The organism is Microcoleus sp. T3_D1, from assembly GCF_036700405.1.
In the GTDB taxonomy this organism is placed as follows: Bacteria; Cyanobacteriota; Cyanobacteriia; order Cyanobacteriales; family Microcoleaceae; genus Microcoleus.
On record NZ_JAUBOV010000024.1, the window covers coordinates 21,034 to 34,330 of the forward strand.

General features: G+C 44.4%; 10 protein-coding genes. 6 read left to right on the plus strand and 4 right to left on the minus strand.

Annotated elements, in window-relative coordinates; all coding sequences use genetic code 11:
* The 3 genes from QT992_RS13250 to murJ form a co-directional block, all read right to left on the minus strand.
* The coding region (locus tag QT992_RS13250) for an Ig-like domain-containing protein (protein ID WP_333377082.1) at nucleotides 1-3,017 on the minus strand (3,017 nt) is incomplete at its 3' end.
* Nucleotides 3,018-3,320: 303 nt separating this feature from the next.
* The gene (locus QT992_RS13255) at nucleotides 3,321-3,464 is read right to left on the minus strand and encodes a hypothetical protein (protein ID WP_333317692.1); all 144 of its coding nucleotides are present in this window, start codon (nucleotides 3,462-3,464) and stop codon (nucleotides 3,321-3,323) included.
* Between the two features lie 664 nt (nucleotides 3,465-4,128).
* Nucleotides 4,129-5,742, minus strand: a complete 1,614-nt coding sequence (gene murJ / locus QT992_RS13260) for a murein biosynthesis integral membrane protein MurJ (protein WP_333339452.1) — start codon at nucleotides 5,740-5,742, stop codon at nucleotides 4,129-4,131.
* A gap of 67 nt (nucleotides 5,743-5,809) precedes the next feature.
* Here murJ and QT992_RS13265 point away from each other — a divergent pair, with 67 nt between their 5' ends.
* From QT992_RS13265 to QT992_RS13290, 6 genes are all read left to right on the plus strand, one after another.
* A complete protein-coding gene (locus QT992_RS13265) occupies nucleotides 5,810-6,979 on the plus strand; it encodes a DUF3095 domain-containing protein (RefSeq protein ID WP_333377085.1) in 1,170 nt (389 codons plus the stop codon).
* A gap of 74 nt (nucleotides 6,980-7,053) precedes the next feature.
* The gene (gene sfsA / locus QT992_RS13270; protein ID WP_333377087.1) at nucleotides 7,054-7,785 is read left to right on the plus strand and encodes a DNA/RNA nuclease SfsA; all 732 of its coding nucleotides are present in this window, start codon (nucleotides 7,054-7,056) and stop codon (nucleotides 7,783-7,785) included.
* Nucleotides 7,786-8,036: 251 nt separating this feature from the next.
* On the plus strand, nucleotides 8,037-9,359 hold the full coding sequence (locus QT992_RS13275) for a 3-isopropylmalate dehydratase large subunit (RefSeq protein ID WP_333339460.1): 1,323 nt from the start codon (nucleotides 8,037-8,039) through the stop codon (nucleotides 9,357-9,359).
* Between the two features lie 163 nt (nucleotides 9,360-9,522).
* Nucleotides 9,523-10,320 (plus strand): hypothetical protein, encoded by a 798-nt coding sequence (locus tag QT992_RS13280; RefSeq protein ID WP_333317685.1) that lies wholly within the window; start codon nucleotides 9,523-9,525, stop codon nucleotides 10,318-10,320.
* Nucleotides 10,321-10,362: 42 nt separating this feature from the next.
* A complete protein-coding gene (locus QT992_RS13285; protein ID WP_333317683.1) occupies nucleotides 10,363-11,124 on the plus strand; it encodes a DNA-binding protein in 762 nt (253 codons plus the stop codon).
* Between the two features lie 222 nt (nucleotides 11,125-11,346).
* On the plus strand, nucleotides 11,347-11,838 hold the full coding sequence (locus QT992_RS13290; RefSeq protein ID WP_333317698.1) for a gluconokinase: 492 nt from the start codon (nucleotides 11,347-11,349) through the stop codon (nucleotides 11,836-11,838).
* Between the two features lie 463 nt (nucleotides 11,839-12,301).
* Here QT992_RS13290 and QT992_RS13295 read toward each other — a convergent pair whose 3' ends face one another.
* Entirely contained in the window at nucleotides 12,302-13,279 is a 978-nt protein-coding gene (locus QT992_RS13295) for a carbohydrate kinase (protein ID WP_333317681.1), read from the minus strand.
* Between the last annotated feature and the right edge of the window lie 18 nt (nucleotides 13,280-13,297).

Here is a 13,297-nt window from a genome sequence, read left to right on the forward strand (position 1 = left end):
TCTGCCGGGACCAAAGTGGTGGCGGTAGGGGCGATAGTATCTGGTGCGGCAGCCGTGGTGAAATTCCAAGCAGTTGCACCTGTAGTGCCAGCATAATTATTACCAGCTAAGTCTTTAATTGCACCGGCAGCGATTTCGACATAGTAATCAGTACCGGGCGCTAAATCTGCCGTCGGATTAATAGTAACAGTAGAGCCGCTAACGGTGACATTGGCAGAGGTAACATCAATGGTTTCCACCACTGAATTATCAGAGACTTTCTTGATAACAATGTTGCCAGTGCCTTTTTGTACAGATTCACTCAAGGTGACGACTAAATTCGCAGCAACTGCAACAGCGGTGGCATTGTCTGCGGGGACCAAAGTGGTGGCGGTAGGGGGGATGGTGTCAACAGTAGTGAAATTCCAAGCAGTTGCACCTGTAATTCCAGCATAATTGTTGCCAGCTAAGTCTTGAATTGCACCGGCAGCAATTTCAACGTAATAATCAGTACCAGGCGCTAAATCTGCTGTGGGATTAACTGTGACGCTACTGCCAGTAACTGTGATATTGGCTGAGGTGACATCAATGGTTTCAACAATTGAGTTATCCGAGGCTTTCTTGATAACCAAATTGCCAGTGCCTTTCTGTACGGCTTCACTCAAGGTGACAACTAAATTCGCACCCACAGCCACACTGGTGGCGTTGTCTGCGGGGGTGAAACTGGCGGCTGTCGGTGGTGTGGTGTCAGCTACGGTGCTGAAATTCCAAGCAGTTGCACCTGTAGTGCCGGCATAATTGTTACCTGCTAAGTCTTTAATTGCACCAGCGGCAATTTCAACGTAGTAATCTGTACCCTCAACTAAATTTGCTGTGGGATTAATGGTGACGGTACTGCCACTAACCGTGACATTGGCTGAGGTGACATCAATGGTTTCAACAACTGAGTTGTCGGAGACTTTCTTGATGACAATATTGCCGATGCCTTTTTGTACGGCTTCACTCAAGGTGACAACTAAATTAGCAGCAACTGCAACACTGGTGGCGTTGTCTGCGGGGGTGAAACTGGCGGCTGTCGGCGCTGTGGTGTCAGCGACGGTGGTGAAATTCCAAGTAGCTGCACCTGTCGTACCGGCATAATTGTTACCTGCTAAGTCTTTAATTGCACCGGCGGCAATTTCAACGTAGTAACCAGTACCGTTAACTAAGTCAATAGTGGGATTAATGGTGACGCTACTGCCAGTAACTGTGACATTGGTGGAGGTAACGTTGATAGTTTCAACAACTGAGTTGTCGGAGACTTTCTTGATGACAATATTGCCGATGCCTTTTTGTACGGCTTCACTCAAGGTGACAACTAAATTAGCAGCAACTGCAACACTGGTGGCGTTGTCTGCGGGGGTGAAACTGGCGACTGTCGGCGCTGTGGTGTCAGGTGTTTGATCTTCATAGGCACCGATATCAACTGTACTATTCACGATTCGGCTGTAACCTGTCCCGCGCTGATCTAAGGTTAAACTACTGGCGTTAGCATTAATACCAGAATCCAGGGCGGGGCTACCGGCTTGCAAAGAATGGGTTGCAGTAGGGCCACCATTGTTAGCTAGGGCATTTAAGAGAGCATTGAGGGGACTTCCACTTGTGCCTACTTTGGTACTCGTTGTAAAGCTGGTGCTCCCTGTATTATTACCAATTAAATTCCCCCCCCCGTCACTGAATGTACCAGCTACATCAGGGTTTTTAATAGTAGGAGAACTATCAGTATTTCCAGCAATAATGGTATTTCTGACTGTCGTTGTACTCCCACCTACATTAAGAACTCCACCACCGTTCCCTGTGTTGTTGGCATCACTATCAGCCGTATTATTAGTAATTGTTGAGTTGACAATCGTGGTATTGCCTCCGCTATAGGTGATGATAGCTCCCCCATCATTTTTGGCGGTATTAGCAGAAAATGTTGAATTGCTGATGTTTGCGGTGCCACCACTCATAGTAATAGCTGCGCCGCTTGCTTGCGCTGAATTAGCTGTAAAAGTGCTATTATTAATAGTTAATTGACCACTGCCATTAAAAATGGCACCTCCATCAGATAAACCTTGATTGTTGCTAAACGTGCTATTATTTATTGTTGCTATAGCACCGCTATTAAGATATAGTCCCCCGGCAGAACCGCCTGCTGAAGTTAGACCATTACTAACAGTAAGATTATCTAGGGTTAAGTTACCGCTGGAGTTAACATTGAAGATGCGGAAACTGGGTGCTGCTCCGCTGCGTGTAATTGTGGCTCCATTGCCAGTAATGGTTAATGTGCCACTGCTAGTGGTCGCTAAAATTACTGGTAAACCATTATTGCCTCCGGTTGTATTGTTCAGAGCTGTTAGGGTGTAGGTACTGCCGGAAGCTAGGTTAATAATATCATCTGCTGCTGTGCTATTAGCTTGGTTAATTGCCCAAAGTAATCCTCCATTCAAACCGGAACCGGTATTCGAGACATCTCCTGGCAGAACAGTATAGGTAGCTAACACGCCACTGTAAGCTGACAATGTGGCGGGTTGGAATGGTAGCCAAGCAGCAATTTTGCCGATTTGTACGTCTAAGTTCCAGTTTCCTCCTAGTCTGATGTTCCCTATTTTTGTGCTAGAAGCTGCGACATTGGCGCGGGTGATTTCGGCAATGCGATGAATGAAAGCAAGTCCGATCGCGCCTGCTGCAACATTGCAACCATATAAAAGGAAATCGGCGTTTGAAGAGAGAGCCTTTCCCCACTGTTGCAAGTGTTCGAGTTTTTTTTCTAACAGCTCTTTATTAAAGATATCTGTACCCAGATTTAGCGTGCCGGAACTACCGTGAGAAACTACGTGAACTGCCGCAATATCACTTTCCCCCGCCAGTGCGTGGGTAATTTGTTCAATGCCACTACGCTTGTCATCTAAAATGACTATTTTGGCGTTAGCATCTGCGCCTTGGATCAGGCTTTGATAATCTTGTACAGAGGAGTCAATGAAAATAATTTGCTTGTTCGCGATTGGTAGGTTCATAATTCCTGACATCCTTAATATCTATATATTGTTTACATCCAAGTCTGGGCGGGGTTGAAACCCCCGCCTCAAATCTTAAGTGCTCGCTATGAGGACTGAATAATTTATTAGTTCTCTTGCTTAAATAAATCGGGCGGTAAAATTGTTAGCCCGTTCCGCTGGAGGATTAAATAACCTGGAAACATCAAAGGCGTTACCGCGAATTAGTAACTCGATGCTGTCCATAATTCAAGGGATGTTTCTGATACAGAACATCACTTTGGCTTCGGCAAATAGTGCCAGGATTAATGACAGTTTGCTGCATCACAGGCGATTGGTGTCCCCCATCACTTCTTTTTCAGCTTGTGGCTGGTAGTCAGCCGAAAAGATACTCATAATCAGCGTCGGTTTTAGTTCAGGGGAAATAAACACGGAACACTGATTGTTTTGGGTCACGGCTGACAGCATTCGATCTACTTGCGCCCCCAACAGGGGAAGTCATAGCGCTGTGAAACCGGGGATTTTGTCGTAGTAGTGCAGCCAGTAAAGTAGAGTCCGATCGGGCTAGTCCTGATATGAAGTGGGATCTCACTGGCTTCGCGTGGGAATGAATGTGTTTAACATAGATGCAAATTTAATATATCATACTAAAGACATATTTTTTATAAGATATTTTTATTTAACCTTTCGCAACACAACATCCAGGTTTACGATATCTTTACAATTTAGACATCGTGGGTTGGCTTTCCCCTATCTCTATCATTGCTTCGATCCCCTGCCTCTGTAAAGTCGGAAAAGTCGGATCTTAAAGTCGGAAAAGTCGGATCTTTTCCATGTGGACATAATTTAGACCTCCCTCAGAGGCTGTGGGTATGAGGGTTTATTTGTTTTAGCGGAATTTTATTGGCTATTTTGCCAGACAGCATTAAGTTTGACGATATCTTGAGAATCTAGACATCGCCCTTGTTAATTACTCTGGAATTTTTGACCGCAGATGGTGGCGGATATACGCGGATGGACGCTTCGGAGTGTTGATTTGGATTTAAGGACGAGATTCCTTTTTGGTATTTTGTGTACTTAAGGGATCTCGCACTTTTGTTGATTCCTTGAATCTGTCGCCAATTTCGGAGATTTATTTGCGAAAACGGCCCCGAATGCGATCGACAAACATATCAACTTCCGGCAATTTCATCTGACTGACAAACAGGGCAAAAACCCCTAACCCTACAAAACTTGCCACACTCAACTGCACTAATTGAACTACCAAACCTTCAGTACCCAAAACTCTTTGACACGCTTGCAGAGTAGCCAAGGTAACGAAAGCAGTTAGACAACTGCCAGAAGTTAACCCCAGAAAAGGCAAACTCCACTCCCCCCAAGGCAGGCCACCCAGCTTTTTATTTAAACAGTACAAAAGCATAATCATCGAAATAAGATTCACTCCCACCGTCGCCAAAACTAATCCGGGCGCGCCAAAGGCTCCTACTAACAAATAATCCAAAATACCGTTTAAAAAGATATTGATAATACTGATGCGAAAAGGGGTTTCTCCGTCTCCCAAAGCGTAAAATACCCGTACCAAAACGTCGCGTCCCAAATACACAAACATTCCAATACTGTAAGCCATCAATATCGGCGTGACAAACAGCGAGGCCTCTCGATCGAAAGCATAGCGTTCGTAAACCACGCGGACGATCGGCCCAGCCAGCGTTACCATTAAAGCGCTCAGCGGCAGCATCGTAAGGGCCGTCAAAATTAAAGATTGACGAATTCGAGCTTTTAATTCCGGCCAATCTCTCGGATCGGTGAGGCGAGAAAATATCGGCAAAAATGGCACTAAAATTACATTAGAAATAATGCCTAAAGGCGTCATAACTAACAAGCCGCTGTAACCCATCGCAGAGGCAGCTTGAGGGATGTAGGATGCGAAAAATAGGTCAGTATAAACATTAATTTGCAGCATTCCTGATGATAAGGTCGCAGGAACCATCACCTTAATTACTTCTTGCACTCCCGGCCGTTTAAAATTAAACCGCAAACGCAATGTTCCCAAGCCGGCGCGCCACTGCGCCACCAGTTGCACCAACCACTGCAAAACTGCGCCCACTAAAGTTCCCCAAGCTAACACTAAGCCGCCCATTAGTGCGAATTCTGGCTGAATAATTTTGTCTCCGAGTTGCATGGCTAAGAAAAGCAAACCGCCGACAAGTGCAACGCTAGAAAATAAAGGGCTGATGGAAGGAAGCCAGTACATATCGGCGGCATTGAGAGTGCCGAAACCAATGCCGATTAAGCCTGAAAGTAATGCCATCGGCGCCATAATCCGAAATTGCTGGACGGCAATTGCTTTGATTTGTAAACCTTCTGCTGTTCTATTTAATCCCGGTGCCACCAAATCTATCAGCGGATCGGCAAAAATAATTAAAGCGATCGTCACCAACAGCAACAAGCCGCCGACTAAGGTGGTGATAGTCTCGACTAAGGGTGCTGCTTCTTTTTTATCCCGGCGGGCTAAAACACTGACTATGGCGCTGTGAAATGGCCCGTTAATCCCTCCCAGCAAAATAAATAAGAAACCAGGGATGACGTAGGCGTAGTTGTAGGCATCGACGGCGACACCGACTCCAAAGGCTGCGGCGATCGCAATTTGGCGCACCAATCCAAAGACTTTGCTAATTAGAGTGGCGAGTGCGACAATGCCGGCAATCCCTGCGAGGGAACGAGAGGGCTTCTGTAATTGGGACACAAATGGTTACAAACGCTAATGCTAAAAGGATTCACTTATTTTAATCGCGAATCGGGAGAATGATAACATGAATTCCGAAAACTTCTATTCCCAATTACCTTTACTGGACAATTTTATCAAGATTACCGATCTGGGTAATTTTGTTGACGTACCTGATGATTGGTACATTGTTGTCACAGATATTCGCGGTTCTACAAAAGCGATTGAAGCTGGAAAATACAAAGAAGTTAACTTATTGGGGGCTTGTTCAATCGTTGCTGTTTTGAATATCGCCGGCAAAACTGAGATTCCGTTTGTGTTTGGTGGCGACGGCGCTTCTCTTTTAATGGGGCCATCGCTTTTACCCGCTGCTAAGATTGCTTTGCTGGCCACTCAACAAATGGCTAAGACTCAATTTGACATGGATTTGCGAGTTGGGGCCGTCCCGGTTCAAGTTGTGGCAGCTAATTATCCGGTTAAAATAGCTAAGTTTAAAGTTTCAGAAAATTACAGCCAAGCTGTTTTTAGTGGCGGCGGCTTAACTCGTGCTACTGAACTTATTAAAGATCCAGCGCCTGGTAATATTTACAGTATTAAAAATAATGGCATTTCTGCAACAGCCGATTTTTCGGGATTGGAGTGCCGGTGGCAGGATATTCCCAGCAAGTATGGGGAAATAGTAACGCTGCTGGTAATGGTGCGAGAAGATTTGGGTCAGCAAAGTCATCAATTATATAGAAAAATTATCAAAAAAATTAACTACATTTACGGCAAGGAAAATAGTTTAAATCCTATCGACACTAAAAACCTTAAATTGACACTTAATAGCGCAAAGCTGATTAAAGAAACTCTAGTTAGGGCGAGCAATGCTAGTTGGTTAGACCGCCAGATGTATTTATCAAAAATCCAGTTAGAGACGGCGCTTGGTTCGCTGCTAATGAATTTGAAGGTTAAGACAGAAGAGTTAGATTGGGGAGTTTATAAAGATATTGCGATCGCAGCTACGGATTACCGCAAATTTGATGATATGTTGAGGATGGTAATTTCTGGCAATGAGTGGCGGCGAAAAAAATTGACGGGGTACTTGGAAAGGAATTACCGAGAAGGCAAGCTGGTTTACGGTTTGCACGTTTCTGACAGAGCGTTGATGACTTGTCTGGTGTTTGAACGCAACGGCCAGCAAGTGCATTTTATAGACGGTGCTGATGGAGGTTATGCTTTAGCGGCGAAGGATATGAAACAAAGAATGAATGAATAAGTAAGCCTAGCTAAACTACAAACCGTCGTTTCATGCTATGATGCCTCACTCTACAATCTAAAACCTAAAATCGAATGACTGACTTAATTTACAAATATCCCCCTCTTTTACCCGGAATTCTCATCAAGCGGTACAAGCGATTTTTTGCCGAAATTGAACTAGATTCGGGAGAAATCATTACCGCGCACTGTCCGAATACGGGCCCGATGACAGGTGTTTACATTCCGGGCAATCCAGTGCTAGTATCTCCCAGCGACAATCCTAAACGCAAGTTAGCTTATACTTGGGAATTAATTAAAGTTTGCGACACTGTGCCAACTTGGGTGGGAGTTAATACTGGGCTGCCAAATCGAGTAGTTAAATTGGCTTTGGAATTGAAATTGTTTCCCCAGTTGGGCAATTACAGTTTAATTCAACCGGAGGTTGTTTACGGCACTGATAAAAAAAGTAGAGTGGATTTTTGGCTAACAGGTGAGGAAAAACCGATTTTTCTGGAAGTGAAAAATACAACTTGGGTAAAAGAGGAGTTGGCTTTATTTCCCGATACAGTGACGGAGAGGGGACAGAAACATTTGAGAGAATTGATAGAAGTGGTGCGGCAGGGTTCGAGGGCTGTAATGCTGTATTTTATTAATCGCGGAGATTGTACGGATTTTGCTCCGGGGGATAGTGCCGATCGCCTTTACGGAGAATTGTTCAGACAGGCTATAAGTGAAGGTGTAGAGGTTTTGCCTTGTCGGTTTGACGTGACGCCGGAAGGTGTTCGGTATTTGGGATTGGCGAAGCTAAATCTTTATAGCCTTTAATCCTAGTGAAAAAGTGGGATTTTATAAGTCTACTAATACTGCAATAAACTTTCCTTGACCTTTCATTCAAACTAATAGTTCGATCGCGCTTGACTAAATAAGTTTTTTGCGGATGAACAATAACTTCACAATCAGGCGTACTCCCACTTTGAGGAGAAGACGCTCATATTCATAATAAATTTCCTCTCAACATCAGGCGATATTTCGTACAATACACTATGTAGCATCTAATAAAAAAGAGCGATCGCACTATGGGAATGACTCTGACCGAAAAAATATTAGCCAAAGCATCAGGCCGCACTAAAGTCGAGCCCGGAGAAAATATTTGGGTAGAAACAGACGTGTTGATGACCCACGATGTCTGCGGGCCCGGCACCATCGGCGTTTTCAAACGCGAATTCGGTGAGAATGCAAAAGTCTGGAACCCTGACAAAATCGTCCTCATTCCCGACCACTACATTTTCACCAACGACGAACGCGCTAACCGCAACGTCGATATTCTCCGCGATTTTGCCGCCGAACAGGGGATAAAATACTTTTACGACATCACGGATCGATCGGACTTCAAAGCAAATCCCGACTACAAAGGAGTTTGCCACATCGCCCTAGCACAAGAAGGCCACACCAGACCAGGGGAAGTGCTGTTCGGCACAGATTCGCACACCTGCAATGCCGGCGCTTTCGGACAATTCGCCACCGGTATCGGCAATACAGACGCGGCTTTTATCATGGGAACCGGTAAACTGTTAATCAAAGTTCCGGCCACCATGCGGTTTATATTCAACGGTGAATTACCAGATTATTTGCTAGCAAAAGACCTGATTTTGCAAATTATTGGTGATATTGGTGTTGCCGGTGCTAACTATCGGGCGATGGAATTTGCTGGCGATACCGTTGAGCGTTTGACGATGGAAGAACGGATGACGCTGTGCAATATGGTGATTGAAGCTGGCGGTAAAAACGGCACGGTTGCGCCGGACAAAACTACGTTTGATTACGTTACTTCGCGGACTGATAAAGCCTTCGATTCATTTTACAGCGATGGGGATGCTAAATTTTATAGCGATCGCACCTACGATGTCACCCAATTAGAACCAGTCGTCGCCAAACCGCACTCTCCCGACAACCGCGACTTAGCGCGCAACTGCCGCGATGTCAAGATCGATCGAGTTTACATCGGTTCCTGCACCGGCGGCAAAACCTCCGACTTTCTGAATGCCGCCCGCATTCTGAAAGGAAATCAAGTCAAAGTTCCGACTTATTTAGTACCAGCAACTCAGAAAGTTTACGAAGATTTGTTTGTCACAAAATACGATGGTCAAACGCTTTCGGAAATCTTCTTAGCTGCTGGCTGCATCGAACCCGCAGCGCCTTCTTGCGCCGCTTGTTTGGGCGGCCCGAAAGATACTTTTGGGCGGATGAACGAACCAGAAATTTGTGTATCTACAACTAACCGGAATTTCCCCGGCCGCATGGGGAATAAAGAAGCGCAAGTTTATCTAGCTTCGCCTTACACGGCGGCGGCTTCTGCGCTGACTGGGTATGTCACCGATCCGCGCGAATTCCTGTGTTAGAAGTTGTTAGCGATGTTTAGAATCTTAGATCCTCCACTTCTTAAAGAAGTCGAGGATCTGGGTATTCTGTTTTTTTAGATGGATTTACCGATCGCTGAACGTGACAGCGCTCGGCTAGTTAGAATAAAATGAAAATAAATATCGATGTCAAATCTAAAAAGTCATGATCGATCATAATATTTTCCGTAAAGTGGCTACCACATTTGCCCTAATTGCTATTACCCTATCATGCAGTGCAACGAAGACAGTAACTCGGGCACAAAAGAAAGCAGAAAAGCCACAGCCACAGATTGCTTATGGCGATTTAATCGTTGACTCTGAATCAGAATATATTATGATTCCAGTTATCTTATCTAGCGATGAAAAAGAATCGGGACGCGATCCTATATCATCAAAATTAAGTTTATATGGAGATTCAAGGGGCAGCGGTATGATTGGTTATAATATGATTTTTTATAACAAAAGTAGCGGACAATCTAATATTTTATTAAACAGAAAAGCGTTAATATCAAAATTTGAATATTTGCTACCTAAAAAAGATCCAGAAAATCCCAGCAATCAAAATGAACAAACAAATCAACTGAAGCAAAATCCATCAAAAAAAGTATCCAGCAAGCCTCAGAATCAATTGCTGTTGTTTCATATCATAGATAGCGACACAAATACTGATGGCAAACTTGACGATGCAGACGCGATCGTTGGATATTTATCTAACTTGGCAGGCAAATCGCTTCAGGCAATCACTCCGCCCGATACCCAGTTAATGAGTTGGGTATTTGATAAAAAGAGCGACGGGATTTTTGTTACAATTAGAAAAGACTCCGATGGCGATCGCAAATTTACCGAAAAAGATGATATCGATTTTGTCCGAGTTAATGCCAGCCAGCCCAAGGTTGGCAAAGAGATAATCGACGGTAAAACGCGGCAAGAATTGCAAAAAAATATTCTTAATTCAAAGTAAACATAAGGTGAACACCCTACTTGAATTGACAGGAGATTTGCTTTGAAAACACTATTTTTAGCTTGGCAAAGCCCGGACAGCGGTTCTTGGTTTCCGATTGGTCGATTGACATTTAACGGTAAAGAATACCAGTTCAATTATACAAATGGTGTTCTAGAAGCTAAACTTAAGTGCGGGTTTCAACCTTTGCCATCTTTCCCGGATTTCAATAATGTTTACACTTCACAGAAACTGTTTGCGTTGTTTTCTAATCGAGTGATGGCGCGATCGCGCCCTGAATACCCTGAATTTGTGCAGTGGTTGAATATCCCTGAACACGAACATGACCCAATTGCTTTATTGGCGCGCAGCGGAGGTAAACGGCCAACTGATAAATTTGAGGTGTTCCCTTGTCCCGAACCAGATGAAAATGGACGTTACTGTATCCATTTTTTTGCAGATGGACTGCGATACCTTTCAAAGTCGGCAATTGAACGGATTCATCGGCTTCAAGTGGGCGAACTTTTGTATTTAGCCCACGAATTTCAAAATCCGCGCGCTTCCCGTCTGCTTCTGTGTACTAAAGATCACTGGATTGTCGGCTATTGTCAGCGCTATCTTGTGGATGATATTTTTGAAATTATTTCGCAGCATCCAGAATTGGTTCGCGTAGAAGTCGATCGTCTCAATCAACCCCCAACGCCGCTACAGTTCCGCTTGCTGTGCAAGATGACTGCCGATTGCCCGCAAGGCTTTCGCCCCTTCCAAGGCCCGATGTACCAGCCGGTTAGCAGTGATGTTTTAGCTGCAAGTGCGATCGGATAATCAGCAACAATAAGTAAAATTATCATCACAAAGTTAGGGAAGAACCCAAGTTAATTATTGTGAATTCATTAGACAAACTCAGGAATAAAATTGCTCTACAATTAGAAATAGACTGGGTTTGTTGAATTGTTGATAATTGTATGATTCATGGGGCAATTTAAGAAACCCGGTTTGTCGATCGCACAACTCGATAAAATTGCAAGTATTCGGTAAATAAACGTGATGATTACAATCGTGATGGGAGTCTCCGGTTCAGGCAAAACTACTGTTGGCAAGTTGCTGGCCCAATCTCTCAATTGGGATTTCAGCGATGCCGACGATTTTCACCCATCAGCTAATATCGATAAAATGAGTCGGGGCATTCCTTTAGAAGATGCGGATCGCCTTCCTTGGCTATTACAATTGCAAGCTGCAATAGACAGGTGGCTGTTAGAAAATAAAAATGTGGTTTTGGCTTGTTCTGCTTTAAAAACATCTTACCGCGAAATGCTCTACCGAGACCAAAAGCGCATGAAGATAGTTTATCTAAAATGTTCTTTTCAGCTATTAGCCACAAGGTTAAAAAGTCGCGAAAATCACTACATGAAAGCAGACTTGCTGTTAAGTCAGTTAGATACTCTCGAAGAACCACAAGATGCAATTATCATAGATGCTTCGCAGCCACTAGAGTTAATCGTGCGCCAAATTATATCATGTCCGCTCGATCGCCCCTAATACAATTGCCGGGGCGGGTTTTTGAGATTGTCTGTTTTTGGCAAATATTATTGGTGAACCCGCCCCTACAGGAATCAGGGTAATCGACCGGACATGATATGATGTGCGGTTAATTGCCCACAATAAAACCTATAATACTAAATCGGGCTTAAATACCAGTTTATTTCTTACTCCCTCTTAACTAGGGCGAGAGTTTGTATAGTAGCGAGTTTAATCGCCAAGTCTTATATAGCAATCCTAAATGATTCAGATAAATTTGTAGGGGTAGTGCCAAGAGTGCTGACCCCCTATCTATCGGGCAACCGGGCGTGGGATTGCCCCTACAATAATTATGCAAATGATGCCAGGATTGCTATAGAGGGTTTTTAACGCGAATTTCTATAACAGTTATTTTTTTCCTAGCAATCGGGTTTCTGAACCAAATTTAGCCCCCTCCCCGTTTTGGGGGGAGAGGTTTTGCCTGCTAATTTTTGTACAAATACAAGAAAGCTTCTACTTCAGCGGCGGTTGGTTGAGCCGCAATTGCACCGGGTTTCATCGCTGTCATCGAACCTACCGCATTCGCATAAGTTACAACTTTTTTGGTTATTTCTGGAGTGGCTAAACTCTTAATTCCCACCTTGCACAATTGGCTGACAAAACCAGCCATAAAACCGTCGCCGGCACCTGTTGTATCCTCAACATCTACTGTAAAGGCGGGGATTTTTCCTTCATTTTCCGAGATACAATAGGCGCAACCTTTCTCGCCTGCAGTCACCAAAACGCCTTCTACGGAATCGAGGCGGTAGGTAATAGCTCCAGCGTCGGTAGTGTCAAACAACCATTCGGCTTCTTCCTCGGATAGCTTGACAAAATCAACTTTTTTTAATATTTTTCTAATGGGCGCTTTTGCTTCGTCTGGATTTGGCCAAAATACGGGACGCCAATTGATGTCAAGTATAATTTTAACGTCGTACTGTTCTGCTAGTTCGATCGCTCGGACGATCGCGTCTCGACTTTCAGGATAAGCTAATTCTAAAGTGCCTAGCACTAAATATTCGGCATTTTCAAACAGCACTTCGGGTAGTTGTGCAGCAAGGAGGCGGGTGTCGGCAAAATCCGCAGTATCAAAGTCGCCAAAACCGGCAAAAGATCGATCGCCCGCTTCATTCCGCAAGACATAAACTTGCCGCGTCGGCGCACTTGGATGTCGCTGCACTCCAGCAATATCAACCCCTACTTCTTGCAATACCTGCACTAGGGAATTCCCCAATTCATCCCCACCTACAGCACCGATAAAGCCCGCCGCCGTCCCCAATTTAGCCAAAGCACAGGCAACATTAGCAGGAGCACCGCCGGGATATGCCGTCCAAGATTCTACCTCTTCGAGAGATACTCCTGGTTTGTCTGCTAAACAATCAAATAAAACTTCACCCAGACACAGAACGCGAGGATAAGTCATAGAAATTTGAGATTTGAG

Bases quoted from the DNA above. Each gene is read 5' to 3' on its own strand.
- QT992_RS13255 (WP_333317692.1), bottom strand. From the start codon at position 3,464: ATGCTGTCAGCCGTGACCCAAAACAATCAGTGTTCCGTGTTTATTTCC.
- QT992_RS13265 (WP_333377085.1), top strand. From the start codon at position 5,810: ATGAATTCCGAAAACTTCTATTCCCAATTACCTTTACTGGACAATTTT.
- sfsA (WP_333377087.1), top strand. From the start codon at position 7,054: ATGACTGACTTAATTTACAAATATCCCCCTCTTTTACCCGGAATTCTC.
- QT992_RS13275 (WP_333339460.1), top strand. From the start codon at position 8,037: ATGGGAATGACTCTGACCGAAAAAATATTAGCCAAAGCATCAGGCCGC.
- QT992_RS13280 (WP_333317685.1), top strand. From the start codon at position 9,523: ATGATCGATCATAATATTTTCCGTAAAGTGGCTACCACATTTGCCCTA.
- QT992_RS13290 (WP_333317698.1), top strand. From the start codon at position 11,347: ATGATTACAATCGTGATGGGAGTCTCCGGTTCAGGCAAAACTACTGTT.
- QT992_RS13295 (WP_333317681.1), bottom strand. From the start codon at position 13,279: ATGACTTATCCTCGCGTTCTGTGTCTGGGTGAAGTTTTATTTGATTGT.